General features: G+C 58.9%; 18 protein-coding genes, 3 pseudogenes and 1 CRISPR repeat array (1 of these 22 cut by a window edge). Of the genes and pseudogenes, 10 read left to right on the forward strand and 11 right to left on the reverse strand.

The genetic code is table 11. From position 1 onward, the window contains the following. Window positions 1–425: direct repeats of the CRISPR family, unit length 36 nt; unit sequence GTTCCCCCTTCGGGGGGATTCCTAGAAATTGGAAAC; it begins 2,530 nt to the left of the window's first position. A gap of 438 nt (window positions 426–863) precedes the next feature. Continuing rightward, window positions 864–1,517, reverse strand: a pseudogene (locus tag NW816_RS11545) (metallophosphoesterase family protein); the annotation flags it as partial. A gap of 113 nt (window positions 1,518–1,630) precedes the next feature. Between NW816_RS11545 and upp the strand changes: the two are divergent. After that, on the forward strand, window positions 1,631–2,266 hold the full coding sequence (upp, locus tag NW816_RS11550; protein ID WP_414409247.1) for a uracil phosphoribosyltransferase: 636 nt from the start codon (window positions 1,631–1,633) through the stop codon (window positions 2,264–2,266). 41 nt (window positions 2,267–2,307) lie between these two features. Here the strand turns inward: upp and NW816_RS11555 are convergent, their stop codons facing one another. The 6 genes from NW816_RS11555 to NW816_RS11580 form a co-directional block, all read right to left on the reverse strand. Further along, entirely contained in the window at window positions 2,308–7,560 is a 5,253-nt protein-coding gene (locus NW816_RS11555) for a response regulator (protein ID WP_414409248.1), read from the reverse strand. Between the two features lie 188 nt (window positions 7,561–7,748). Continuing rightward, window positions 7,749–10,262 carry a methyl-accepting chemotaxis protein gene (locus NW816_RS11560; RefSeq protein WP_414409249.1) on the reverse strand — a complete coding sequence of 838 codons (2,514 nt, stop codon included), beginning with the start codon at window positions 10,260–10,262 and terminating at the stop codon, window positions 7,749–7,751. 291 nt (window positions 10,263–10,553) lie between these two features. Then, a complete protein-coding gene (locus NW816_RS11565) occupies window positions 10,554–11,072 on the reverse strand; it encodes a CheW domain-containing protein (protein WP_414381795.1) in 519 nt (172 codons plus the stop codon). A gap of 115 nt (window positions 11,073–11,187) precedes the next feature. Next, window positions 11,188–11,553, reverse strand: coding sequence for a response regulator transcription factor (locus tag NW816_RS11570; protein WP_414409250.1), 366 nt, complete (start codon window positions 11,551–11,553; stop codon window positions 11,188–11,190). Beyond that, entirely contained in the window at window positions 11,550–11,927 is a 378-nt protein-coding gene (locus tag NW816_RS11575; protein WP_414375291.1) for a response regulator, read from the reverse strand. The genes NW816_RS11570 and NW816_RS11575 overlap by 4 nt, the downstream gene beginning before the upstream one ends. A gap of 188 nt (window positions 11,928–12,115) precedes the next feature. Next, complete coding sequence (locus NW816_RS11580) at window positions 12,116–13,258, reverse strand: response regulator (protein ID WP_414409251.1); 1,143 nt, start codon at window positions 13,256–13,258, stop codon at window positions 12,116–12,118. Window positions 13,259–13,501: 243 nt separating this feature from the next. On the opposite strand from NW816_RS11580, the gene NW816_RS11585 reads away from it, so the two are divergent. Continuing rightward, entirely contained in the window at window positions 13,502–13,786 is a 285-nt protein-coding gene (locus tag NW816_RS11585) for a YggT family protein (RefSeq protein ID WP_414355918.1), read from the forward strand. 60 nt (window positions 13,787–13,846) lie between these two features. On the opposite strand, the pseudogene tnpA reads toward NW816_RS11585, so the two are convergent. Beyond that, window positions 13,847–14,281: pseudogene (gene tnpA, locus NW816_RS11590) on the reverse strand (IS200/IS605 family transposase). A gap of 495 nt (window positions 14,282–14,776) precedes the next feature. Here tnpA and hisG point away from each other — a divergent pair. The 3 genes from hisG to NW816_RS11605 all read left to right on the forward strand — a co-directional run bounded on the left by hisG (window position 14,777) and on the right by NW816_RS11605 (window position 17,314). Then, a complete protein-coding gene (gene hisG, locus NW816_RS11595) occupies window positions 14,777–15,484 on the forward strand; it encodes an ATP phosphoribosyltransferase (protein WP_011433162.1) in 708 nt (235 codons plus the stop codon). A gap of 103 nt (window positions 15,485–15,587) precedes the next feature. Then, a complete protein-coding gene (locus NW816_RS11600; RefSeq protein ID WP_414409252.1) occupies window positions 15,588–16,382 on the forward strand; it encodes a photosystem II manganese-stabilizing polypeptide in 795 nt (264 codons plus the stop codon). 89 nt (window positions 16,383–16,471) lie between these two features. Continuing rightward, a complete protein-coding gene (locus NW816_RS11605) occupies window positions 16,472–17,314 on the forward strand; it encodes a class I SAM-dependent methyltransferase (RefSeq protein ID WP_414358263.1) in 843 nt (280 codons plus the stop codon). 6 nt (window positions 17,315–17,320) lie between these two features. On the opposite strand, the gene NW816_RS11610 is transcribed toward NW816_RS11605, so the two are convergent. Further along, window positions 17,321–18,199, reverse strand: coding sequence for a mechanosensitive ion channel family protein (locus tag NW816_RS11610; RefSeq protein ID WP_414409253.1), 879 nt, complete (start codon window positions 18,197–18,199; stop codon window positions 17,321–17,323). A gap of 217 nt (window positions 18,200–18,416) precedes the next feature. Between NW816_RS11610 and NW816_RS11615 the strand changes: the two genes are divergently transcribed. Then, window positions 18,417–19,601 carry an NAD(P)/FAD-dependent oxidoreductase gene (locus NW816_RS11615; RefSeq protein WP_414358258.1) on the forward strand — a complete coding sequence of 395 codons (1,185 nt, stop codon included), beginning with the start codon at window positions 18,417–18,419 and terminating at the stop codon, window positions 19,599–19,601. A 42-nt stretch (window positions 19,602–19,643) separates the two neighbouring features. Here the strand turns inward: NW816_RS11615 and NW816_RS11620 are convergent. Further along, window positions 19,644–20,902 (reverse strand): annotated as a pseudogene (locus tag NW816_RS11620) (RNA-guided endonuclease InsQ/TnpB family protein). A gap of 166 nt (window positions 20,903–21,068) precedes the next feature. On the opposite strand from NW816_RS11620, the gene NW816_RS11625 reads away from it, so the two are divergent. The 4 genes from NW816_RS11625 (at window position 21,069) to chlP (ending at window position 25,362) form a co-directional block, all read left to right on the forward strand. Continuing rightward, complete coding sequence (locus NW816_RS11625; protein ID WP_414406884.1) at window positions 21,069–22,448, forward strand: DUF3084 domain-containing protein; 1,380 nt, start codon at window positions 21,069–21,071, stop codon at window positions 22,446–22,448. Beyond that, the gene (gene ruvX / locus NW816_RS11630; protein WP_414409254.1) at window positions 22,445–22,909 is read left to right on the forward strand and encodes a Holliday junction resolvase RuvX; all 465 of its coding nucleotides are present in this window, start codon (window positions 22,445–22,447) and stop codon (window positions 22,907–22,909) included. Before NW816_RS11625 ends, ruvX begins: the two co-directional genes overlap by 4 nt. Further along, window positions 22,881–24,017, forward strand: a complete 1,137-nt coding sequence (locus NW816_RS11635; RefSeq protein WP_414409255.1) for an extracellular solute-binding protein — start codon at window positions 22,881–22,883, stop codon at window positions 24,015–24,017. Before ruvX ends, NW816_RS11635 begins: the two co-directional genes overlap by 29 nt. Before the next feature lie 124 nt (window positions 24,018–24,141). Next, window positions 24,142–25,362: a geranylgeranyl reductase gene (chlP, locus tag NW816_RS11640; RefSeq protein ID WP_414331046.1), complete on the forward strand. Its 1,221-nt coding sequence runs from the start codon at window positions 24,142–24,144 to the stop codon at window positions 25,360–25,362. A gap of 7 nt (window positions 25,363–25,369) precedes the next feature. On the opposite strand, the gene NW816_RS11645 is transcribed toward chlP, so the two are convergent. Continuing rightward, complete coding sequence (locus NW816_RS11645) at window positions 25,370–26,218, reverse strand: hypothetical protein (protein ID WP_414409256.1); 849 nt, start codon at window positions 26,216–26,218, stop codon at window positions 25,370–25,372. Window positions 26,219–26,639 lie beyond the last annotated feature (421 nt).

Raw genomic sequence — 26,639 nt, forward strand, 5'->3', positions numbered from 1 at the left:
AATTAAACTGGAGCCCTTGGGGTTCCCCCTTCGGGGGGATTCCTAGAAATTGGAAACCCCGACTTAGGTGTACCACCGGATCCTCTTGTCCTCGTTCCCCCTTCGGGGGGATTCCTAGAAATTGGAAACTGTGATCTGGACATAGCCGCGGCCTCGAAAGCGGTGTTCCCCCTTCGGGGGGATTCCTAGAAATTGGAAACAACTCATCATGAAGCATTCTTAGCTTATGTATTGAATGTTCCCCCTTCGGGGGGATCCCTAGAAATTGGAAACGTACCGCATGTAGTACGGGTCAAATGCATCAGGTAGCGAGGGTTCCCCCTTCGGGGGGATCCCTAGAAATTGGAAACTTGGCCTTTAGCCTACGCGCGTTCGGACGGGACTTACGAGTTCCCCCTTCGGGGGGATCCCTAGAAATTGGAAAAGAAATTGGAAGCGAACTGAAGCTGGGCCTGGTTATCAGGCGGGCAGCGAAAGCAACGGCTGAAACGCTCCAGAAATCGGCCTGCTGGCTGGGGAAAGTCGGGGAAAGTGAAGTCTGGATCCCCGGCAGCTACTGCTGCCCAAAAGTAGCGCAATCGTGGGGCCAAGGCTTGTGCTTGTTCCAGAGGCAGATTCAGCGGCGCAGAAGTTAAAAACTTAACCACCGCTGGTTCACTGCGCTGGGCCATCCATTCTCGCGAGAACGCCTGCAAATCGGGCCAATCCGGCAGGGATCCCACCCGGTAGCTTTGGATATGGACTTGGATCCCGGTCTCTCGATCCGACCGGATCTCGACAAGGCGGTAGGGATGGGGAAAGCTGACCAACGAGCCGGTGGTAATGTCGTAAACCCCTCCTCGCCGGGCGATGTGCTGGATGTGCAGATGTCCGGTGAACACCAGTTGCACGCCATAAGTTTGTAGCAGCCGCCGCAATTGGGAGGCATTGTCCAGCATGTAGCGACGCCCCCAGGGATGGAGAGACTGCCCGCGCAGATGCTCGACCACGTTGTGATGCACCATCAGCAGCACCAGCTCTTCTTTGGCTGCCGCCAATTCCTTCTCCAGCCAGGCCAGTTGTTCCGGGGTTAGACACCCCACCAATTGACCCTGAGCATCGAAATGGTTGGAATTGAGGCCGATTAAACGGATCCCTGGCCGCAACAGCCGACTGTAATCCAAAGACTGCCCGTCCTCATAGCCAAAAGCTTGGTAGTAGCGGGGAAAATCAGCCAAACCGATGGAGCGCCCGTTGGCCTTGGGCTGGGGCACATCGTGGTTGCCGGGCACCACAAAAGCCGGAAAGGGCAGCCGAGCCAGCCGCTCCGCCAGCCACGCATGGTTTTCCGGCTCCCCATGCTGGGTCAGATCCCCCGGCAACAGCAGAAAATCCAAAGGCAACTGCACCAGATGCTGCAAAACCTGTTCCAGAGCCGGAATGCTCACCTCTACCAAGTGAAACCGGCTGGGGTGATCCCAAAGGGTAGAAGGAAGGGTGACGTGGGGATCGCTCACCACAGCAAAGCGGATCTGCACTGATTACTCCCCTTGACAACAGCAAGCAGACAAAGCCTTCGGCCCACCGGGGGGGCAAGCGCTTCTGCTATTCTGACATCCATCACGGGATCCCTTTATCTCAGGAGCACAGCATGGCGGCCCAGGTGATTACCATCGATCACCCTCTGGTACAGCACAAGCTCAGCCTCATGCGCCGTGTTGAAACCACAACCGCCGACTTCCGGGCGCTGATGCGGGAGATCAGCCTCTTGATGGCCTACGAGGTGACCCGCGATTTGCCCCTCAAGCTGCAGCCCATTCAAACCCCGATGGCCCCAATGTTGGCGCCGATGTTGGCGGCAGAGAAAAAGCTGGTGCTGGTCTCGATCCTGCGGGCCGGCCAAGGGCTCCTCGACGGCATGCTGGAGCTGATCCCATCAGCACGGGTGGGGCATATCGGCTTGTATCGGGATCCCCATACCCTGATCCCCATCGAGTACTACTTCAAGGTGCCCACCGATATCGAGGATCGTGAGGTGCTGGTGGTGGATCCGATGTTGGCCACCGGCCATTCGGCAGCAGCGGCTGTGGCACGCCTACGCCAAACTCGACCCAAGTCGATCCGCTTCATTTGCCTGGTGGCCGCCCCAGAAGGGATCCGACATTTCCACAAACAGAACCCGGATGTGCCGATTTATACCGCTGCTGTAGACGATGGCCTAGACGAGCACGGGTACATCATCCCCGGCCTGGGAGATGCAGGGGATCGCCTGTTCGGCACCCGCTGATACAAGAGTGCCATGCCTACAGCACCCCGTCCAGAACTGCACTACTGTTGTGATTGGGAAGTTGGGTTAGGCGCCAACAACTGTTCTCCTCGCAGCATGCGGGCAGCAGCGCTGAGCAGCTCTTCTTCCAGATAGGGCTTGGTGAAGTAGGCAGTTGCTCCCAGTTCCCGTGCTGTTTGCCGGTGCCGTTCTGCCCCCCGCGAGGTGAGCATGGCAACCGGAAGATGCTTGAAGTTGCTGTCTTCTCGCAGGCGGGTGAGCAGCTCTAGGCCGTCCATGCGCGGCATCTCGATGTCGCAGAAGATAAGGTCGCAGGGCAGGCCGCCGCGCAGCTTTTCCCAGGCATCCTGGCCATCCCGCGCCTGTTCCACCCGGTAGCCCACCTTCTGGAAAGACATTGAGAGCAGCTCCCGAACGGTAATCGAGTCGTCCACGATCAGCACCGTGGTCTGACGCACCTCTTCCGGGGTCGGCTCCTCATCCCGGTGATCCAGCCAGAAGCGGTTGAGATCCCGACGGCGACCGTGGGCTATGTCCACCAGCTCGATGATGTCGGCAATCGGCAGCACCCGCCCGTTCCCCAACACCGTTGCCCCAGAAATGCCCGGCGGCTTGGGCACAGGCCCGCGCAGTTGCTTGATCACGATTTCCTGCTCTTCCACAAAGCTGTCCACCTGCAGAGCAACATACTGACCGGCACTTTGCAGGATGACAATGGGAATGATGCCCTCATCCTGAGTGATGCTGTACACCTCAGAACGGCTGCGGCTGTGGCTGCGGCTGTAGGCCAGCAGATTCGAGAGGGGCTGGAAGGGAAGGCGCTGATCCCGCCAGAGAATTGAGGGCCGCCCCTGCTCATCCGGCTGAACTTCGTCGGCAGGAACATCCAGCATCTCCTCCACGCCATCCAGGGGGAAGGCGATCAGGGCTTTGTCGCTGACACACACCATGGCCTTGGAGATGCTCAGGGTGAGGGGGAGGCGGATGGTAAAGGTGGTTCCTTTGCCCCGCACAGAATCCACTTGGATACTGCCGCGCAGATCGGTGATGTTGCGGCGCACCACATCCAAGCCAACCCCCCGACCGGCCAGATCGTCCACTTCGCTGGCCTCGCGAACGCTGAAGCCGGGGTGGAAGAGAACGTTGAACACTTCGTCCTCGTCGGCTTGTTCCGCCAGCAGCCCCAACCTTTGAGCTTTGGCCTTGACTTTCTCCACCGGGATCCCGGCGCCGTCGTCCGAGACGATGATGATCGTCTGGTTGCCCTGATAGAAGGCTTTGACGACGATCTTGCCCTCAGGGGGTTTGCCCGCCCGGCGACGCTCCTCAGGGGGCTCGATCCCGTGAACCAGAGCGTTGTTCACCAGATGGGTCATCGGGTCATAGAGCTCCTCCAGGATGGCCTTGTCGATAAGGGTGTCGCGTCCCTCCACCACCAGGCTGGCCTGCTTGCCCGTTTTGATGGAGAGATCCCGAATGGCGCGGGGCAACCGATCGGCAACTTGCGAGAAGGGCACCATGCGCGCCCGGTTCAGGCCCTCTTGCAGTTGGGTGGTCACCTGGCGAAATTGGCGGGTAATCTGCTCTGCCTCATCCACGGCAAACTCGATGTCGGAGGAGGACTCGCGCACCCGCACGATGAGCTCAATGATCTCCTGGGCCAGAGCGTGGAAGGCCGTAAACTGGTCCATCTCCAGCTTGTCGAACTCTTGGCCGGAGGAATGGCCGCGCCTGCCTCGGGTGGATCCCTCGCCATTTCGACCGAAGCCCACCGTCACCGTGCCGCCATAGGCTGAGCCGCTGCGGCTGGAGAACAAAGCCGATTCCAACAGAGAGCGGTCATACTGATCCCGCATGCGCTGGCCCAGATCCCCTAGCTGTTGCACACGGCCCAGTAGGCCATCCAGAAACTGGCGCAGACGGGTTTGGTTTTGCTCCATGCTGTTGCGGATGACCACCAACTCTCCCACCAGGTTGTTGATGGAGTCGAGGTGACGTACTTCCACCCGCATCACGGGGTTGCTGAGGGCAGCAGCTCGCCGTGAGGTTGGCCCAGTCACCGCCGGAGCGGGAGCAGCAACAGATGGTGAAGGTGTAGGAGCAGCGGCAGGCGCTTTGGGAGCTACAAAGGGCTCCGCACCGCTGACGCGATCGAGATCCCCCAGGAGAGACTCCAGTTGGGCTTCAAAATCGCTTCCAGCCTCGCCCGGCACTGCAGCAGCAGGCTCTAGGGTGGGAGCAAATGTCTCCTCAAAAGCCGCCGCCGGTTCAGCAGCATCGAAAAGAGCTGCCAAATCGTCCAAACGGGGAGCCGGAGCAGCTTCCAGCGCTTCTTCCTCTGGGGTCTCAGCCTGGCCAACAGGAACAGCCAAGGATTCATCCTCTGCAAACAGGCTGGCCAACTGGCTTTCCAGGTCGTCCTCCGCAGGTTGGGGGGCACTGTCCTCCTCCACTGCAGCATCAAGCGGCTCTGGCTCGGACACGGGCGCTTCGGCCAGGCTGCTCGCTTGCAAAGCCTCTGTGTCGCCCAGGAAGGTGGCAAAATCCAAGGGGGTCTCTTCCTGGAGCGCTTCCCCTTCTGCCAAGAACCGGCTCAACTCATCCAGATCCACCTGGTCGTAGAGCTCCGCTCCGCTAGCGCGACCGCCATCGGCATCCATGGCCGAGAGGGATCCGCCGGCTGCCAGGCTCAGTCCTTCTGCGTCGGATTCCTGGCTAAACAGAGCATCGAGGCGGTCGAAGGAGATCTCCGGGGAAGGGGTGGCTGTCTCCTCAGCCGTGGGTTGCAGCTCCGCGAAAGACTCCTCCTGCACCGGGAACAGATTCTCCAGAAGCGCCCACTCTTGGGCTTCTGCTGTGTCCCCGGCTTCTGATTGGGTTAGCGGGATGGAGTCCTCCTCGAGGGTCTCACCGGCAAAGAGATCCCCAAGGCTCAGCTCAGCCCTGAAGTCTGGAATTTCCGATTCCGTCGGCTCGTTGGCCATGTCGGGTAGAGAGGCAAGCTCGTCCAACGTGGGGAAGGGTTCGCCAACAGCGAGATCCCCAAGCTGCTCAGCCTCGGCAATGTCCAAAGAAAATACGGAAGGTTCACCGACTTCGGGCATCGACCAAGCCGGATCGGCTTCTGCCGCAGGGGTGGGAAAAAGGCTTTCCAGGCTGTCTTCGGCAGCATCAAAGACAGCAGGGTCAGCAAACCCCAGGGATCCCACCTCGTCGGAACCCGACTCTGCCAGATGATCTGCTGGGATGGAAAAATCCTCCGGCTGGATGTCTGCGGGAAATTCAGCCCAAAGATCTGCTGCGATTTCCCCATCCTCAAGGGTCTCTTGAAGGGGTGGAGACGGCTCAGCCGCCCAAAGATCGGCCTCCGGCTCACCAGCGGGAACGGCCTCAACGTCAGGAAGCTGAGACCCTTCTTGCCGGGAGGCGCTCTCTACGGGAAGTTCCTCAATCTCGAATAGCGCCTCTACCCCAGCACTTGCGGCTGCGTCTGGGACAAAGCCGGATCCCTCGCTCATGTCCGCAGCAGCGCTCCGGTCAGTCGGCTCCTGTCCAGCATCCCAGGCGAGCTCAGCAGAGACAAACCCCTCCGTCTCTTCACTCACCACTTCGGCAAACAGCTCCGCTAGATCTGCCTCGGCTCTCTCCTCGTCCAACCTTGGGCTCAGATCCTCAAAGGTCTGGGAGAGGGGCTCAGGAGAAGGAGGGATCAGCTCTGTTGGGAACTCTTCAATATCAGACAGCGCTTCTGCGTTGGCGAACAGCTCGTCAAAGGCCGAGGTGGCTTCTTCCTCCAGATCCAAGGGGGTGGCATAGAGCTCCGCTCCGCTGGTGCCCGCTTCCCCAAGGGATGAGGTCTGCTCTGCCACCAGATCCCAGCTTGTCTCTGCGCTCTCCTGCTCCGGCAACCGGTCGGCTCCGAGCTCATCTCCATCAAAAGAGGTCTCGGCGAGGGTTACCGCCTCTGGCACCGGCTCAGCTTCCCAGCTCAGATCGGGGGCAGCGCTTTCCTTCGCAGGGATCCCAGCAGCCGCAGCCCAATCCTCTGGGGCACCCCCAGGTTCTGGGAATGACGGCTCTGCCTCAGACCCCCAAGCAAGGCCAAGGTCGAAGGGCTCAGGGACTTCTGGCTCTTCAGGGGCTGCCGGAACAGGGCGGAAAGCCAGCAACTCAGCCGAGGGTCGGATGGTGTTTGCCGCTCCGCCGGCCAGAGCTTGGTGCGCTTGCTTCAGATCTCGCAGCACCGGCAGGGCCAGTTGTCGCAAATCCTGGCCGGGATCCGCCAAAATCTCGCCGATCAAGCGGGTCAAATCTGTCCAGCCCCCCAGTTCCAGAGCCGAGGATTGCCCCAAATCCTGCAAAGATTGCGCCAACGCTTGCAGGGCCGGTCGAGTGGCTGGGTCGTCGGGACGTTTGAAGAGTTCCAACATCTGGCGCAACAAGGCCGGGATCTGCTGATGCACCACCACCTCAAGGGGATCCGGCGGGGCAGGAGGGGCGGCAGGGCGAGCCAATTGTTGCAATTCTGAAGAAGGGGCAACCTGCTCAGGCTTGCCGGCCAAGATAAGCTGCTGCCCTTGCTTCAAATCCCGCAAGGCAACCAAAGCCAAAGTTCGCAGGTCGGCATCGGGGTTGCCCAGGGCTTGCTCGAAGGTTTCCGTCAACTGTTGCCAGCCCGCCAGATGATGGACTTGCCCGATCTCCTTGAGAACGGCGTTCGCCGCCACCAAACGCTCTCGGACATCTGCCTGATCCCGTTGTTTAAACAGCTCCAGCATCTGGCGCAACTGCTGCGGCACCACCTCCGCCATGTCCTGCTGCAGGGTGCGAACCGCCGGCGGCGAGACGGGAGCTGAGACAGGGCCCTCGCCGAGAAGATTTTGAATGTGCCTTTCGGTCTCTTGAAAAACCGGCTCCAATTCCGCCAGGGTGGTGTTGCTGACTTCCTGGGTGAGGCCGCGGGGGCTCTGCAGCTCCTCCAACAACATCGAAAGCCCATCAAAGGCCCGCAGCAGCAGGGTTTCCAGGTGCTGATCGACGGGCACTCCGCCTGGGCGAGAGCGAAAGATATTAAAAAAATCTTCCATGCGGTGGGCCGTCCGTTGGATACTGGTGAGACCCAGCATGGCAGCTCCCCCCTTGATGGAGTGAGCAGCTCGGAACAGCTCGTTGATCAGCTCGGGATCGCTCATGCTGTCCCGCAGGCTGAGGAGCACTTGTTCAATCGTTGCCAAGTGGTCGCGGGCTTCTTCGATGAAATAACTGAGGATCCGCTTCTGTGCTTCTTCATTCATGGCAGGAGGCCCTTCCTACAGCCCACAAGTTTTCATTCAGTAATAACAGACCGGACAGGGTGAGGCTCGCCTGGGCGAAAAGTCCGGCCAACAGTTGCAACAGGGGGATCCCACTGCCATTGAAGAGCGGGGACTTCTCCTTCATGGGGATCCTTGCCCCTAGAATGCCCTCAAAACAGCAAATTTGCTCATTCATCCCCAACCCGGAACCGACCGACAGAAGTTTGCAGCTCACGGGCAATGCTCACCAACTGTTGTAGCGAAGCTGCCACCTTCTGCGCCTCCTTAGAGGTCTCGTTGGCGGTCAACTCCACCGATTGCATCACCTGCGCCACAGAGCGAGAGGTTTCCGTCTGTTGCACAGTGGCCTGAGAGATCGCCCGCACCAACTCGTCGATCCGGCGACTGACCTCGATAATCTCGTCCAGGCTGTTCTTGGCCTGCTCGGCCCGCCGCGTCCCCTCGATCACCAGTTGGGTGCCTTCTTCCATAGCCGTCATCACGTTGCCGGTTTCCGATTGAATCTGCAACACGATCTGCTCGATCTCCTTCGAGGCTTTGGCAGCTCGGTCGGCCAGTTGTCGCACCTCATCGGCCACGATGGCAAAGCCCCGTCCCGATTCCCCGGCTCGTGCCGCCTCGATGCTGGCGTTGAGGGCAAGCAGGTTGGTGCGCGAGGCAATTTGAGAGATCAAAGCCACAATTTTGGAAATTTCCTGCGAGGATTCCGCCAATCGCTTCACTTTGCGGGTGGTTTCTGCCACGGTTTCGCGAATTTCCAGGATGCCACTTACCGTGCGATCCACAGCTTCTCCACCCCGAGCGGCTGCTTCTGTGGCTTGGGCAGTCACGTTGGCCGCTTCGCGGGCGTTGCTGGCCACCTGTTGAATGGAGTCCGTCATCTCCTGAATGGAGTTGAGGGAGTTGGAGATCTCCTCCGCCTGGCGCAAAGCATCGGCAGAGAGGCTGCGGGCAAAGTCCTCGTTCTGCAAGGCGGCATCGTTCACGGCGGCGGCGGCCCGCTTCACCTGGCTGACAATGTCTCGCAGACTGCGAATGGTCAGGTTAAAGGAGTCGGCCACAGCCCCCAGCACGTCGGCAGTCACCTCTGCCCGCACCGTCAGGTCTCCACGGGCAGCCCCTTCCACGTCGTCCAGCAGGCGAATCACCTGGCGCTGTAGGTCTTCCTTAGCTTGCCCTTGCTCGGCAGCCCGCTGGCTCAGTTCGGCGAAGTTGGCTTCAAGGGCAGCCGCCATCTGGTTAAAGCTGTCGGCCAAGCGCCCCAGCTCATCGTGGGTGTTGGCTGTGGCTCGTACTGAATAATTCCCCTGGGCCAAGGCGGCAAAGTGGCCGGCCAGCTCTTGGGCGGTGGAGCGAATTTGTTTGGCACTGCTGGCTCCAAGGATAACCCCTGCTCCTGTGCCGATCAGCCCGCCTCCAATCACCCCGGCAATCAAGCGAGCTCCCCCGTTGGCCGGGATCCCAAGGCCAATCGCCAGCCCGGCAGCCAAGCTCACCGCTCCTTGGATAAGCGCTATGGCCAATTGCCGATCCCCAATCGGTCGGTTGGCGATCCCGGCAGAGGTTCTTGCCCCTTGTTCGCCTGCACTGGGGATGGGGAGTGAGGCCGTGGGCAGACGTTGAGGCTGCAGAACTTGGGCCGCTCCGCTACCGGTCTCCGCCATTGGGCTCATCCCCCCGGTCGCCCCCTCATCTGGGCGGAAGGCACCCACCGGCTCACCGCCATCCATGCCGGCAAGTTCGCGATCCAGGCTGTCTAGCTCGTCAAGATCGAAAAGACTAGGCCTGGGACTGGCAGTATCTTCGTCGGGAGCGGGGATCGGCTCACTCATGGGGGCAGCCAATTCGGTCGGCAGGCTTTCTTCCAGGGATCCCCCTTCCTCTTCCTCAAGACCGGGCAGGGAGAAGCCCATCTCATCGGGAAAATCGGCATCGCCGGCCAACTGCGTAATGGAGTCGGAGTCGCCTTCTAGGGCTTCCAGATGCTCTCGATCGAACTCGTTGAGGAAGGCAAAGTCATCTTCGACCACCGGATCGGTTTGAGGCCCGCCCTCTTCCGAGCCTACCCGTCGCGAGGTGGCCGGTGGTGTTACCCGAGAATGGGTTGGCATCTGGTAAGATGAACCCAATGGATCAGCTCCCGGCATTTGCAGGCCGGTCTCAAAGGGATCCCCAAATCTCTCTTCTCCCATGAAGACTTCGCCATCGCCGCTAAGGCTGTCCGCCTCCAGCGGAAACGGATCTTGAGCGAAGGGATCCGACTCTTCTTCCCCCATTCCCTCGAACTGCAAGAAGGGATCGGGAGCAGAGAAAGCCTCTTCCGAAAAGGCATCCGACCCACGGGCAAACTCATCTGGAGAGCGAAACTCGTCCGCTTCTGGGGAATCGGGAAGATCCGCCAGCTCCGGTGCCATTTGCAACAGCTCTTCTAGACCCTTCCGGGCCGACTCCAGCTCATCGGGATCACTGGCTGTTTGTAAAATGGTGTTGTAGGTTTGGCGAGCTTCCAACAACTGCCCAGCTTGTTTTTGTGCTGAAGCCAGCAGCAGCTTGACAGCAGTATCTTGCGGTTGAGCAGCAGCCACTTGGTTGAACAACCGCACCGCCCGGACGTAGTCTCCCTGCCAAAAGGCGGCCATCGCATCGGTGTAGTCTCTCTGACTGTTCGCGCTCGGAACCATGGATCCTCCCTTCACTGCTTGCCTACCTCTGTTCACGCGTCAACACAGATGCAAACGGAACGCCCCCAACACCTCAAAACCCCATGGATGCAGGCTATCCCCCCTTTTCCACATTCAGTCAAGCAAGAGTGGGCCTTTCTGCCGCCGTCTCAGGGCTTACCCTCAACAGCCTCGATACGCATCGGTAGGGGATAGATTTGGTCCAACTTTCCCCATTGTGGCTGGAGTTAGCTTGGATCTTTGATAGGAACTATACACTTTCCTCCCGCTGAGCTCCCAGGGGGCCGTCTGTCAACCCCAACGATTGGATCGCAGGATGGCCGACTGATCCAGCAATGGCAAGCGCGATCCCGTTCCGGGCACCACCCATTCCCCTCGCAAAAAAGGAGCCATGGACTCAGGAGCCGTGAGGGCAGGCCGCACCAGTTCAGTCTTCAGCCACTCCATACCCACAATTAAATCCACAGCCAAGCCCATGATCAAATCCTGTTGATCCATCACGGCCACCACAGGAATCTCGGCTCGGTCGATGTTCAGGGGCGGGCTGATCCCCAAAAATTGCCCTAGGTCTGCAACCCAGATGATCTCGCCCCGCAAATTCAGCGTGCCCAGCAAAACCGGAGCGACATTGGGCATGGGGGTGATTTTCTCTGGGCCAATGCTCATCACCTCCACAACCGATACCGCTGGCAGCGCGAATTCCTCCCCGGTGGCAATCTTGAACTTTAGGAATAGCTCACCTTCGGGAGCCTCCATCTCCCGCAGTTCCTGGGTTTCATCCCCCATCAATAAATCCAGATCCCCCAGCATGATGCTCCCCCGCATGGATAGTCTTGTGGACTGTTGATCCCGCCCCCCTCCCTGCTTAAAACGCAGAGTCGTTCTCAGGACCTACCGAAAGGCGTGGAAGCAGAAGGGGCAGCTCTCAGCCTCTCAGTAATTGCTTAATCGTACCCACCAGTTCCCGGGGCTGGAAAGGCTTGGCAATGTAGGCATCCGCTCCCTGGCGGATCCCCCAGTAGCGGTCAAATTCTTCGCCCTTGGAAGAACACATGACGATGGGCGTTTTTTGGGTGAGAGGGTCGGCCTTGAGAAGACGGCACACCTCATAGCCGTTCATGCGCGGCATGACGATGTCCAGCACGATCAGGTCGGGTTTGTTTTGCTTCACCGCCTCTACGGCCTCCACCCCGTCTTCCACAGTCATCACCTCGAAGCCGTTTTCCTGCAGCAGCTTGCTGATCATCTCCCGCTGGGATTGGCTATCTTCCACCACCAAAACGCGACTCATTTCCGATTCATCTCCCGCAATTGATGTTTGATGGTCGCCAGGAGCTCTTGGGGCTTAAAGGGCTTGGTTACATAGGCATCCGCCTGGTTGCGCCTGGCCCACTCGATATCAAAGGTCTGGTCTTTGGTGGAACACACGACGATGCGAATGTGCTTGGTGCTCTCATCCCCCTTCACTTCCCGGCATACCTCGTAGCCGTTCATGCGCGGCATGACAATATCCAGCACCACCACATCAGGCTTTTGCTGACGAATGAGCTCCATCGCCTCTACGCCGTCTGTTGCTGTGGAGACTTCCAAACCGTTCTCGGAAAGCAAGCTGGAAATGGTCTCCAGGTAGGTACGGTTGTCATCCACCACCAGCACTTTGCTCATCGCCGTCTTGCTCCTTTTGCACTCCCGCGCAACCGTCGGGCTGCTTTGACTGAGATTTCGCCTTCTAACCTCACCCGGCTCCATGGCTCCAAGTCGGCCATGCTACCCCTATTGTTTCGGTGAGGCCACTCTTCTGTCCAGTACCCCGCCCACAGTCCTCTGTGCCAACATTTTGGCTGCCCCAACGCCTATTCGCCACCGCCCCGTTTGGGGGGAGGGCCTACGTAGGATTCAACAATGGTCAACAACTCCTTTTCCGCAAAGGGTTTGCTCAAAAACTCGTTGGCTCCGGCCATGCGGGCCTTAATCCGATCGGTGAAGCCATCCTTGCCGGTCAGCATAATCATGGGGGTTTCGCGGAACTGGCTGGATTTGCGCAACATGGCGCACAGCTCATACCCATCCAACTTGGGCATGGCCACATCACAGAGGATCATATCTGGGTTGAGGAGAAACACCTGTCCCAAGGCTTTGAGAGGATTGCCGATGGTGGTGACCTGGTAGCCCTCGTTTTGCAGGATGAACTCTACGGTTTTTTGGATGGCCATAGAATCGTCGATGCAAAGGATGTGGCTGGGCTTATCGCTGGGTTTGAGGGGACGGCTGGGCTTGGGCTCCACGATCAAGACGGGCTCGGACAGTTGAATGACCCCTTGGCGGACGTAGGGATAGATGGCCTTGGCCACTGTGAGGGTATCTCGGCCCAAGTAGCGGCTCATCTGGCGAATGCTGGTTTTGCCATCCGACCATTCGCTTAGGGCCTTGAAGACGGGGGCCGGCAAGTGTTGCTGCAGAGGAATGGGGTTGAGAATGGTGGGAGCTTGGTTGGGAGCTTGGATGTAGGGGTGCAGTTTTTTCCACTCCTGCACTTGGGCTACGATCTCGGTGAGCAGGGGGGTGACGGGGAAGGTGGTCAACTGGGGGGCCAGGGGGGATCCAGCCTCGAAAATGAAGGAGCCGTGGTGGAGGCTAAGCAGGTCGAAGAGGACTTCCCGCACCATGCCCAGCAGGATTTGCTTGCCCTGGTTGGGGTTGAGCTTGTGGCTTTCCAGCAAAGACCAGAGGCGGTTGTATTCGGGAGCGTTGACTGCAGCTTTGTGGGGAATTTGAATTTCCTCAAGGGCAGCTTCCACCTTGAACCGGCGCAAGTAGTCTTTGAGGCGGGCGATGTTCCCTTCTGCTTCAGAGGCGTAGATGATTCGTCCATTCAGGAAAAAGACAAACCAGTAGGCAGAGGGGCTGGCCTCTACGAAAAGCTCACCGGTGCGCTGGCCCAGCTCGATGAGCTGAAGGATGCTGCGGATATCGATCTCTTGTAGTTTTCCCTGCATGGGATCCCTGCCCGAAGTCCAGCAAGATACGACTATTATGACGCTAGTCTTCACGGTTGCCGCCCTGCAGCAAGGCTATTTTCGGGAATATTCGGGAACGCAGTTAAAGTCTAAAAAAGTTGTGGGTTGACTCGGGCCGAGCGTCTGCATTCCCCAGAGCATCTTCGGGATCCCGACAGGTTGCTCCCAGCCAGAGCAGAATGGATCCAGAGTATTCCCTAAAGCCTGGTTGCTGCAAAATCTATGCTGCCGATATTCACTGCCTGGGTGCTTGGCCCGCTGCTGGCGCTTTACACCATCTTGTTTGTGCTGCGCATCTTTCTGTCGTGGTATCCACAACTGGATACTTCCCGGTTGCCCTACTCGCTGGTGGTCGGCCTGACGGAGTTTCTGTTACGCCCGACCCGCCGCCTGATCCCGCCGCTGGGAGGTGTGGACATGGCCCCTGTGGTTTGGGTGGGCCTGGTTACCCTGTTGCGGGAGGTGTTGCTGGGGCAGCAGGGGCTGCTGACGATGGCTCTGCACTGAGAGCGTTTGTGTTAACAGTCTTTTATCAGAAAACTGGGTCTAAAACCCCGCCCTTAAGGCCTAGGGCCCGCTGACGCGACAGGGCGGCTCTTCTTGGTTTTGAATGTAGGCAACTAAGACTTGCAGGGGAGCACCACCCACACCTGATGCAAAGTAGCTAGGACTCCACAAGGCGGTTTTGCCGTAGGGCTTGGGAAACTTAGCCTGCCCGTACCTGCGGCTGGAGACTCCCTTGAGGGCGTTAACCATCCGGAAAAAGACCACTTAGGTGGGTAGAAAATCAAAAGATGAACATGGTCTGCTCCACCGTTAAACTCTAAAATCCCAAAATCCATCGATTGGGCAACGCTCTTAAATGCTGCCGCAATTAAGTCCAAACCTTAGTATCCTGCGTTTGTATTGGGTGACAAACACCAAGTGCGCTTGCAAGCTGGAAACGCTGTTGCGGTCTTTGCCACTCGGGTGGTGGTCTGCGATGGTTGTGGAGCAGTCCATGACCGGGATGAGGTGGCTTCTGAAAATATCGAGCAAGTCGGGATGGGGCAAAGCGCTCCGCGCCGCCAAGGCGAGCGCCCGACTCCAAAACGGAGGTGGAGACTGTTCGCGCCAGCGGGACGGAGTCCTAGTAAGACCAGCTTGCTGGCATCGGTCTGTGAAGCGTCAAGAATCCCCTGCCTTTAGGCAGGGGAGTATGTCAACATCCCAGGCATTCTGGAGAACCGGTGGGGCTTTCAAGAGGCTGGGGAATCGCTGCCGGGATTCCGATCCCCTACAATCAAGGGGGCTTGCTTTTCTGGGAGAGCCCGCTTGCTGCCGGCCTGTCTCTGGGCATTCTCGCTGATGTTTCCCCCTAGGCCCCTCGTTCTAACCCGTCTCTACCAGGAGTCCACTCGGCAGGCGGGGATCCCGAGATTCTTGTGTTTGTTCATACCAATTACTTCCGGCCCAAGATCAGATCAAGGTCAGATGTAGATGTAGATGCTGAAAAAGATGCTGGATGGCCGTCCCGACAGCCCACCCATCACGATTGCCCTGGCCAAGGGGGCCTTGCTGCCTGAGGCCATTCAATGCCTGCAGCAGGTGGGGATCGATTTCAGTCGTTTTTTGGATCCCGGCAATCGCCTGCTGCGGATTGAATCCCCCACCCGGCTGAACGGACAACGCTACGAAGCGCTGCTGGTGCGCACTCACGATGTGCCGGTGTACGTGGAGTACGGGCAGGCGCAGTTGGGCATTGTCGGCTACGACGTCTTGCGGGAGCGCTATGCCGGCACCGAAGCGCGGGTGGCCCACCTGTTGGATCTCCAATTTGGCCACTGTCGCATGTCGGTGGCCCTTCCCCAAGATAGCCCCTACCACTCGGCAGCTCAGTTGCCTGCTCATGCCCGCGTGGCTTCTAAGTTTGTCGGCTGCGCCCGGGAGTATTTTGACCGCCTGGATTTGCCGGTGGAGCTTATCTCTCTCTATGGTTCGGTGGAGTTGGCCCCCCTCACCGGCATGGCCGATGCCATCGTCGACTTGGTAGCCACAGGGCGCACCCTGAGGGAAAACGGCCTGATTGAGCGAGACTGCCTATTCGAGAGTACAGCTCGCCTGATTGCCCATCCCATCAGCTACCGTGTCAACCAACAGCCTATCCGCGAGTTGATCACCCAGATTCGGGAACGCTGGCTGGGATCCCTGTTGGTGGGTGGCTAATTTTGAGGCACTTCCTCTGAGGGGGATCACGATTGCGTACAATGGGGGCATTCGGGCTTATTTCCCCCAGCAGCGTTCAGAAAAAGGTTTTTCGAGGTTGATTATGCGGTACCGTCCACTGCTCGCCATCTTGTTGGCGCTTTGTTTGAGCGTCTTTGCCTTTCCGGCTGAGGCTGCCAAAGCCCCGCTGACCTATGACCAGATCCGCAACACCGGCAAGGCCGCCATTTGCCCTTCGGTCTCGGACAATGCCCGGGGCCGCATCGAGGTGCCCAGGGGGGGATCCCTGAAGCTGACGGATGTCTGCTTCCAGCCGGTGCAAATTGAGGTGGAAGAAGAAAAGCGGAACGGCGAGAAGGAGTTTATTAAAGCCAAAAACATCCTGATCTCAGCGGCCACTCTGGGGCCGATTAAAGCCGAGGTGACTCCCAAAGACGGCGTGCTGGAGCTCAAAGTGGTGGATGGGATCACCTTTCAGCCGACCACCGGCCAAATGCCCCGCCGCGAGCTGGTGCCGTTTCTGTTTAGCGTGAAGGACTTGGTCGCCACTGCGCGGGGATCTGCCATTGACCCTTCGACGGATTTTGAAGGGGAGTTCTTGGTGCCCGGCTACCACAGCAGCTCTTTCCTCGACCCGCGCGGGCGGGGATCCAACACCGGCTACGACACTGCGGTAGGTCTACAGGCTGCCAAAGATGATTTTGCCACCAACCGCAAGGTGGACGAGGTTTCCCAGGGGAAAATGTCGCTGCGGATCGCTCGCGTGGATCCCAGCACCGGGGAGATGGCGGGATCCTTTGTTAGCATTCAGCCTTCCAGCACCGAGCAAGGGGCGATGGAACCCCACACTGTTCGCGTTCAAGGCTTGTTTTACGCTCGCCTGGCGCAGGAGTCTTGAAGAGGCTTGAGGAAAGCCGAGAAGAGATCCAATTTCGGGCTTGAGATGGGCAGAGATCCCGGCGATCCCTGCCTATTTCTGTTGATACTATGTCTGTCTGGGTTTGCCCGTTGGGGAAGTGTGCAGCGATGGTGGGATCCCACAGCGTCTGTTTTGATCGGGCCGCCGATTTTTACGATGCCACCCGCAGCTTTCCTCCCGGCGTAGATGAAGCGATCGCCGATGCAATCTTGGCCGCGGTGGAAGCCACCCCTGAGACCCACTTTCTCGAGGTGGGCATTGGGACAGGACGCATTGCCTTGCCGCTGATCCGTCGCGGCTATTCCTATTCCGGCATCGACATTTCCGAGCGCATGCTGGCCGTCTTGCGGCACAAAATTCAACAAAGTCTGGGCCAAATGCCGCCACAGGTTCATTTGCAGATGGCCGATGCCACCAACCTGCCTTTTAGGGAGCAGTGTTTTGATGCGGTGATCACGGTGCATGTGTTGCACTTGATCCGCGAGTGGCAGCAGGCGATTGGCGAGATCCGTCGCGTGCTCAAGCCAGGTGGGGTCTACCTCTACGGCTATGGAGAGCGGGTGATGAGCGCCCGCCACTCGTTCGAGGCCCGGTGGACAGGCATTCTGGCAGAGCTGGGATTTGAATCCCAACAGGTTGGAGCCGATGCCGAGCAGGTGGAAGCGTTGTTGCAGTCTCAAGGGGCTCATGTGGAACAGAGGACAGCGGCAGAGTGGCAGACGGCCATCGCTGCCCAAGCTTTGTTTGATCTGTACGCTCAGCGCTGCTACAGCAGCTCCTGGCCGATCCCAGAGGAGATCTTCCAGGCGGCCATTGCCCGCTTGCGAGCTTGGTTTGGCGAGACTTATCCCGATCCCAAGGCAATTCTGCTGGGGGAGAGCCGATTTCAGATGCTGCTGGCCCGCTGGTAGGGATCCCTAGGCGACCTTGGGATTAGGGATGTGATCCTGAAAATCGTGCTGGTCGAACACGTAAACGGTGCGAATCGGGTAGGGGATGACCAATCCGGCTCGGTCGCAGGCCTGTTTGAGAGCCATCATCACCTGAGTGCGGACGCGCCGCACCTCCGGCTTGCGGGGCCGAGTCCAGTAGCGCACCACAAAATCAATGGAACTGTCTCCGAACCCCACAATGTCCAACTCAAAGGGGGGATCCGCCAGCACCCCCTCGACCCCCTGCATGGCTTCCCGCAGCACCTCCAGAGCTTTGGGCAGAGGTGTATTGTAGTCGAGGCCAATTTCCAGATCGGTACGGCGGAAGGGGCGATCGGTCAAGACCGTGATCGGGCTGGTAAACACAATAGCATTGGGAATGACCACGCGCTCCCCCTGATAGGTGCGAATCTGGGTGGAGCGAATGCTGATTTCTTCAACGGTGCCTTCGAATTCTCCGACGATGATTTGGTCGTTGAGTTGAAAAGGCTCGTTCAAAAGCAGCAGCACACCCGCCAAGAAGTTCTTGAAAATGTCTTGAAAAGCAAAACCAATGGCTACCGACCCTAACCCCAGTAGCCCGATGAGGTCACCCAAGCGCAGATCCGGGAAAGCCACCACGCTGGCCGCGAGGATCCCGACCACCCAGGCGCCCACTTGGCCGATCTGCACCAGCAGCATTTGCAGGGAAGGGCTGGGGATCCACCGATTGGCTGCGGATCCTACCAGACGCCGCACGGCTCGAACGCCATAGCGGGTAGCCCAGAGGATGACTGCGGCGATCAAAAAGCCCGGCAACAGCTCAATGCCTCGCCCCACCATCTCCAGGAGACTGCGGTTGATGGTTTGAAGTAGTTCGTTCATACCCTCATCCTTGCTATGCAATTGGCTACGATGAACACAAATGGACTTTGGCAGACTCTGAACCCGAGGAGACTCTCAATCTGGACTCAAAGAAGCCCTTTGCGAGTTCCTCTTCAGCCAGTATCGGCCACCGGTGCAGGCTTAGGTTCTGCTGCGCTTGCTACCCTGAACGGAGCCACTTTGCCGCAAGATGAGGTTCAGGGCAACGAGGGAAGCGATGGCCAACTACGACTGGATCGTGATCGGTGGCGGGATTACCGGGGCAGCTCTGAGCTATGAGCTGGCCCGCCAGGGGGGATCCGTTCTCCTCGTGGAGAAAGAAGCGGTGCTGAAGGGGGCAACCCGCTACAGCTACGGGGGCTTGGCCCATTGGGCGGGCAAAACGCCGATGCTCAAAGCTTTGGGGGAAGAAGGGATCCAACGCTACCGCACCCTGTCAGAGGAGTTGGAGGCAGACATTCAATTTCGTGAGCTGGACCTGCTCATGCCCATTGCCCCCGGCTGTGATGTGGAGGCTGTCGAGGCGGATCTGGCCGACTGTCGCATCCCACCCCGGCGGATTTCGGTGGAGGCAGCCTGCGAGCTGGAGCCACTGCTGGATCCGGCAGCTCTGGAAGCAGTGCTCTGGGCTCGGCATGGCCACATCAACCCCTTGTTGACGGCGCTGGCCTTTCAAACAGCCTTGCAACGATTGGGGGGATCCCTCTTGATCACAACAGCAACGGCCCTGCGGCGGCAGGAAGCGCGTATCACGGGCGTAGAGGCTGGAGCCAACTGCTATGGAGCAGGCCAGGTGGTGGTGTGTGCCGGCGGCTGGACGCGGGCTTTGTTGCGCCAAGCGGGGATCCGGGTGCCCATCTACTTCACCCATGCCGAATCCCTGGAGCTGGAGCCCTCGGATTTGCAATTGAGAGCGCTGGTGATGAGCGCGCCTGTGCAACGCTTGGAACTGGAGCGGCAAGCCGCCCATCCCGATCGGGATCCCCTCTGGGACGAGCCGGGGCACGAGCTTGGCCCGCCGATTTTGGATGCCGGGATCCTGCAATTTGTGGATGGCAGCATTCGCATGGGCCAGATCAGCCGGGTATTGACAGATCCCCATGCCGAGGTGGATGCAGCCGCCAGCGAAGCCCAGATCCGGGAACAGGCTGGTCGCTACCTGCCCAAGTTGGCCCACCTGCCCGGACGGTGGTATCACTGCTTGGTGGCCTTTAGCGCCGATCACCAGCCTCTGGTCGGATCCCTGCCCGGCTGGGAAGGCTTACAACTGTTTTCCGGCTTCAGCAACCCCCTGCCCATCGTGCCCGCTTTGGCCCGTCGCTTCGCCCAACAAGCCTATGGACAGGCGGATGAATGGATCCCTGCTCTATCGCCGGGGCGGTTTGCCCAGGTTTGGAGTTGATGCCTTGCCTGCTCTCGATGCTCCTCGCCGAGCAAGTGTAAACTACCCGCACCACTCATGCTGACGCAAAGCGCTCGGCGCCGCTAAAGCGAAAGAGTGCGGGCTTTCAGTAGCCCTGAGCCTGTTATGCTCTGCCAGAGAACAAAACAAACCCGTTCGCGAAGCGAGCCGTAGGCTTAACCTCTAGGCTGGTTTACAGCAGCCCCCAAAAGCGCAATCACATTCGCACCATTCAAGTCCGCATCCCCTTCCCATCCACAGTGCCCACACTTAAACTGCTTCCCACTGCGGTAGGACTGTTCAGGGTCGGGATGAATGCGCAAACACCGGTGGCAAGTTTGACTACTGTAGCGGGGATTCACCAACACCACCCTAACTCCTGCTTGCAGAGCTTTGTAGCCAATAAAGGTGCGCAGTTGGTAGAACGCCCAACTATTTGCACGCCTACGCTCTGTCTGACTGCGCGGCTGTTGATTGACCCTTTCCCGAATCCCTGTCAAGTCCTCTAAAGCAATAGCGCTGTTCGTTGCTTTTGCCCTAGCCACAATAGCTTTGGAGATGCGATGATTGACCCACGCTTGAAAGCGCCTCTCCTTGCCAGACAGCCGTTGCAGCAGCTCTCTGCACCTGCGCCGGGAACTGCGGCTGCCCTTACTGGCTTTTTGCTGGAGTACCGCTCTCAGCTTGGAATAATGCTCTCGTATTTTGCTCAACTGCTGTCCATGCCAGTTCTCTCCCTCCGATGTATGGGCAATGTCTGTTCTCCCCAAATCCACGCCTATTACTCGCTCTTGCGGTTTGGTAACAGGTGTTTCTGTCTCTAGGCAAATTTGCAGATAGAACCCACCACCACGACGCTGAACCAGAGTCGCTGCTTTGGGTTTTGTCCCTGCTAACTTCCTGCGTTGATAGTTGCCGATGGCTAACTCAAACCGTTCCCTGCCATCAACGGTAGTGATGGACACTGTCCAATCTTTCTCTCTGAAGGAAAAGATGCGGGCATCGTAAGTAACAAACGGTTTCTTGAACTCCTTGACGGGTCTATTTTTCCGTTGTGCTCCTTTGCGACTACCTGCGACTCTGCGGCATACCTGCTGAGCCAAGTTACTGGACAAGCCAAATCGCGACCTAAGTTCGTAGTAGCAAAGGGATTGGAGCTTGATGGCATTGACTACCTTTGCTGGGGTGTTGGCATTGACCCAGTTCAAGGCTTCTGTGAAAGCAGAAAGGGTAGCAGAGAGTTTTGCCGCTTGAGCTTCTGCTACCCTGAGCTTGCAGGAAAGGGTCAGGACTTGGGTCATAGCTCTACCATACTTCATCAAGACGCATTCCTCCCGACGCTGACCCTACGGGTACAGCGCGGGGCTCCTGCGCGAGTAAGCTGAATTCCTATTTCCCACCTCCCCAACAACTCCCAAAATCCTCAGGGCAACCTTGCTAAGATTTCCATGGCAGGGATCCGGGAATATGCAAGGCGTACTGCTAATCCTCTACATGTTGGTTGTCAGTGGCCTGATTGCCGTCGTTGGGGATCGGGTAGGCTATCGCATTGGCAAAAAGCGCCTTACCTGGTTTAACCTGCGCCCCCGCCACACGGCCATTCTGGTGGCTGTGGTGACCGGTGTGAGCATCTCCGCGCTGACCTTGGGCACGCTGCTGCTCCTCAACCGCTCCCTGTCGGAGGCTCTGTTCAGCTACACCAACCAAATTGCCCAGGCGGAGCAAGAGCTGCGGGCCCTCAACCGCCAAAAAGCCCTCTTGGAAGCGGAAAATGCCGCTCTCAGGGTTGAGCGAGACCACCTCAAGGTGGATCTGGATCAATTTCGCACCCAGCAGTCGGCAGCCCAAACCCGCCTGAGCGAAGTGCGCGATCAGCTGGCAGTGGCGCTGCAGGAGCGGCAGGAGGCGGAGGCCAAGCTGGCGGCAGCCAACGAGCAACTGGCCAAGGTGCAGCCCAGTTTGGATCGAGCCCATGCCGAGTTGGAGGCAGTGAAGGCAGAGGTGGAGTCGGCCCGCCAGGTGATCGCCACCCTGGAGTCGCAAAAACAAGCCCTGCAACTGGATCGGGATCAGCTGGAGCGCTCCCTGGATGTGGTGCAGGCGGCCTTAACCCAACTGGAGAACCAGAAAAACCAGCTTGAGCAGGAGATCGAGCAGCTCAACCAATTGGCGGTGCGGCTGCGGCGGGGGGAACTGGCCATCTTGGCGGGGGAAGTTTTGGCAACAGGAGTTGTGGAGGCTCCAAGAGGGGCAAAACCAGAGGCGATCCGGCGGCAGTTTGAGCACCTTTTGGCCCAGGCGGAACAGCGGGCCCTTGCCCTTGGATCCCAGCCCATGCCCCCTCTGGAAAACGCGATCTTGATCCGCCGCGAGGATGCCGATCAAGCCTTGGAGAAGTTGCAAGAGCCCGGTAGCTGGGCGGTGCGCATTCTCTCTGTTACCAACCGGCTCAAGGGGGAGCCTGTGCCTGTGCTCGTGCAGATTTACCCCAACCAGCGGATTTTCGCCAAGGGATCCGTGCTGGCCCACGGGGTGATTCAACCGGGTTTGAGCGAAAATCAGATCCAACAGCAACTGCTGGGGCTGCTGAACCAGGCCAATCAGCGCTCGCAAGAGGAGGGGCTTCTCTCCGATCCCATCACCGGCACTGTGGGGGAGTTCTCCCAGGTCAAGTTTCTGGAGGTTGTGCAGCATCTCCGCCAGAGCACCACCCCTCTGGATGTGAAGCTAGTTGCCGACACCGACATCTACACAGCGGGGCCATTGCGGGTGAGTTTTCTGATGGCAGAAGCTTCCGGTCAACCCGGCTCTTCTGGGGCTCAGCAGGCGGGGCGTCCTGAGGGATGACGGATCCACTCCACCCGGCAAGACTGAAGGGCCAACGAGTGCTGATCGGTTTCGACCCAGGGCGCGACAAATGCGGCATTGCTGTGGTGCAGGTGTTTACGCAAACGGAGCTGAAGGTTTTACACCGGGAGGTGGTCCCTTCCGCGGCAGCGCTGTCTAGACTACAAACGCTCCGGCAACAGTTTCAGGCGGAGCAAGTGATCCTGGGCAATCAGACGACGGCCCAAGCCTGGAAGTCTCAACTGGAATCGATCCTCCCCCCGCAGCAGATTGTCCTGGTGGATGAGCGGCACAGCTCCCAAGAGGCCCGTCAGCGCTACTGGGATTTTCACCCACCGCAGGGATGGGAGCGGCTGTTGCCCAAGGGGATGCGGGTGCCCGCCAAGGCTTACGATGATCTGGTGGCTCTCATTCTGGTGGAGCGGTACTGTCGTGGGCGAGATACGGCTGAGCCGGCGTGAGCTGCTGCAGGGGATCCTGCTGGGGCTGGTGGCAGCAGGATGTGGGGGGCCGGATGCGCACTTGCCTCTTATCGTGGCGCTTAAGCAAGGGATCCCTGCCAGTTTGCTCAACGAGTTTCGCCGCAGGACTCAGGCCCGCTTTCGGCTGCAACTGTTGGATAGTCGGGATCAGTTGTTGGCCTATCTCCGGCAAAGTGTTCAGCCGGCTGATCCGGCCTGGTGGGATCCGGGGGGATGGTTCCGGCGGCGGCTGCCGGTGGCGGCTTTGAGTTTGTTGGGGGCCGACGCTTTGGATCGGGCCATAGCTGCCGGTTGGCTGGCTCCTCTGCCGGCAAGCCTGTTGGGAGAACGATGGCAGAATCTGGATCCCCGTTGGCAAGCTGCGGCACTCCGGGAGGGGCAGATTTGGGGTGTGCCCTGGCGCTGGGGGGTAACGGCCATTGCCTACCGCCGGGATCGGGTGAGGGAGCCCATTCGGGACTGGGCGGATCTGTGGCGGCCTGAGCTGGCCGGCAAACTGACTCTGCCGGATCACCCGCGGGAGGTGATTGGGCTAACCCTAAAGAAAATGGGCCGCTCCTACAACGATCCCCTCAACCCTGAGGATGTGGAATTACGGCAAGAGCTGGGATCCCTGCATCGCCAGGTTTTAACTTACACCTCTTCCGACTACCTGCCCATCTTGCGCTTGGCCGATAGCTGGGTGGCCGTGGGCTGGTCGCAGGATCTCTACGCCACCCAAGCCAACTACCCTGAGCTGGCAGTGGTGATCCCGGCCTCCGGATCCGCCATCTGGTGGGATGTCTGGGTGCGACCCCACGTCGAAGACAATGCCCACACAGAATCAACCCAGACAGATTCCGGATCCCTGTTGGCTGACTGGCTTGATTTTGTCTTGAATCCTGAATTTGCCCCCCGCTTGGTCAATCTGAGCGGGATCCCTTCGGTTTTGCCGCTGGATTTGGCTCAACTTGCCCCCCGCCTGCAACGCAGAGCCGACTTGCAAATCTCCACTTGGCAACGCTCGGAGATCTGGCGCCCCCTGAGCTCAGCCGAAGCCGAGTCCTATCTCAACCTCTGGGATCAAATGCGGCGGGGCCTTTTGTAGAAACACAGCGAGCGCGAGCCCTCCACTCTGCAACACTTCGTCAAGGTCCGCAATGCTTCTGAGGAGCTGTGGTAGGATGCCTGCTGTCTGATGAGCCAGTTGCACTTGCATCGAGGAGAGCACCTTGAGTCTGAGAGTTGCTGTTGTGGGGGGCGGCCCAGCCGGAGCCTCTGCTGCCGAAGTTCTGGCCCAAGCTGGAATCGAGACCTTTTTGTTTGAGCGGAAGCTGGACAACGCCAAGCCCTGCGGGGGCGCCATTCCCCTCTGTATGGTCTCCGAGTTCGACCTCCCCGAGGGGATCATCGACCGCAAAGTGCGCAAGATGAAGATGATCTCCCCTTCCAACTATGAGGTGGATATCGCCCTCGAAAAAGAAAACGAGTACATCGGCATGTGCCGCCGCGAGATCTTGGATGCCTTCTTGCGCAATCGTGCCCACCAAAAAGGGGCGGAGCTGATCAACGGCAAGGTAATGCATCTGGAAATCCCCCAGAATGGCCGGGATCCCTACATCCTGCACTACAACGATTTTTCCGACGGATCGAGGCAAGGGGTGCCGCGTTCTTTGGCTGTGGATGTGGTGATCGGGGCGGATGGGTTCCACTCCAAGGTGGCAGAAGCCATTGGTGCTGGCGACTACAACTATGCGCTGGCCTTTCAGGAGCGCATCCGGCTCCCGGACGACAAAATGGCCTACTACGCAGAGCGGGCAGAAATGTATGTGGGGGACGATGTTTCTCCAGACTTTTATGCCTGGGTGTTTCCCAAGTCCAACCATGTAGCCGTGGGCACCGGCACCATGAGGGCAAACCAAGCCCACATCCAAAAGTTGCAAGCTGGGATCCGCGCCCGTGCTGCCGAGCGTATCCGCGGCGGCCAGGTGATCAAGGTGGAAGCCCATCCGATCCCAGAGCATCCCCGTCCGCGCCGTGTGGTGGGCCGTGCTGCTTTGGTGGGAGATGCGGCGGGATACGTCACCAAATCCAGCGGCGAAGGGATCTATTTTGCCGCCAAGTCAGGCCGCATGTGCGCCGAGACCATCGTCGAGACCTCCAACGGTGGGGCGCGCATCCCCAGCGAAGAGGATCTCAAGCTGTATCTTAAGCGCTGGGATCGCCAATACGGCCTGACCTATAAAGTCTTGGATATTTTGCAGCGAGTGTTCTACCGTTCCAACGCTACCCGCGAAGCCTTTGTGGAGATGTGCGCCGACCGGGACGTGCAAAGGATGACCTTTGACAGCTACCTCTACAAGACGGTGGTGCCCATGAGCCCTTGGGTGCAGTTCAAGATCACGGTCAAAACCCTGGGCAGCCTGATTCGCGGCAACGCTTTGGCTCCCTGAAGTAACCCTACTGCCACTGGAAGGTCACCGTGACGCGATCCCAATTGGCCTCGGTTTTCAGCACACTGGCAGAGGCCCTTTGTCCGGGGGGCACGTCGCTGGGCTCAAACGCTGCCACTCGCGTATCGACAACTTCCTCCCCCCGATAGAAAGTGAAACGAGCACGGGCGTTGAGAACCGTGCGGGTGCTGCGGTTGATCGCCTCCACGCTCAGGCGGCTACCGGCCCCCACTCGGTCTTCCCGAATGGATCCCACGATTACAAAATCTCCTGGGCTGGCAGCAGACTCGGCTGGGGTGGCGGTCGGAACTGGGGTGCCAGGCTGTGGGGCCGTCTCGCTTTGCTTGGGATCCGACTGCCTCAGCAGCTCCAAAACACGGGCCAACTCCTGCTGAAAGAAAACAAAGGCTTCCCGCGATTGGTTGGCCACCTGGGCCAAAATCAGTCGATCCGACTCCTCTACCGGAATTTCCAGGAGGGGAGCTGGCCCTTTTAGGGTGACTCGGATGCTGGCGACTTCTTGGTTGATGAACTTATCCAGGTAGGGAAAGATGTTGAGAATGCAATCTTGGAAGGATCCCATCGGCATGATGCGATTGTTGGTCAGCACCAAGTCGGCCCGCTCACAGCTAGTCCGATCCTCCATATCAATTTCCAAGGGCACCCGAAAGGAGCCGAGGCTGGTGTTGGTGATGGTAACCCCAATGCCGTACACCTCCTGCCGCCAGCCATGAACGATCTCCAGGCTGGGGCTGGTGACTTCCTCGGTGAAATACTCTCCGGCCCAGGTCGGGGATCCCCACAGAGGCAGGGCCAATAGCAGCACAGGGAAATGGCAGGTCAGTCTCCCCTTCACCTCAACCTTCCTTAACTCAACTCGCGGACTTTGGGGCAGAGCAGCGGTGTTTCTTGCTCCCCCGGGATGGCAATAGCCTAACCCAGGGCTGGCGCAAACCAGGGGGAGTCTTTGAATAATCTTTCCAACAATAACGGCTTTGAACTTCATCCGCTCTGCCCAAAGGGATAGCCCAGTACCCGTCTTCATCGAGCTGGGGGTTGCCTTTGCGGTGGATCCCAGGGGCCATTTTGTCGGGGCAGCGCCACGGGCTCTGCCGTTTTCCGCTGGGATCCCGTCTGCGATAGGATCAGAAAGTTCAGCTTACTAGCGCAGGAGCCCCGCCCTCTGTCCGTAGGACGAGGGTCGGGAGGAATGCGGAAGTTACGATAGAACCATGACCCAAGTCCTGACCGTCTCCTGCAAGCTCAAGGTGTCCCAG

Origin of the sequence: Synechococcus sp. W55.1 (assembly GCF_047461655.1) — a bacterium.
Taxonomy (GTDB): domain Bacteria; phylum Cyanobacteriota; class Cyanobacteriia; order Thermostichales; family Thermostichaceae; genus Thermostichus.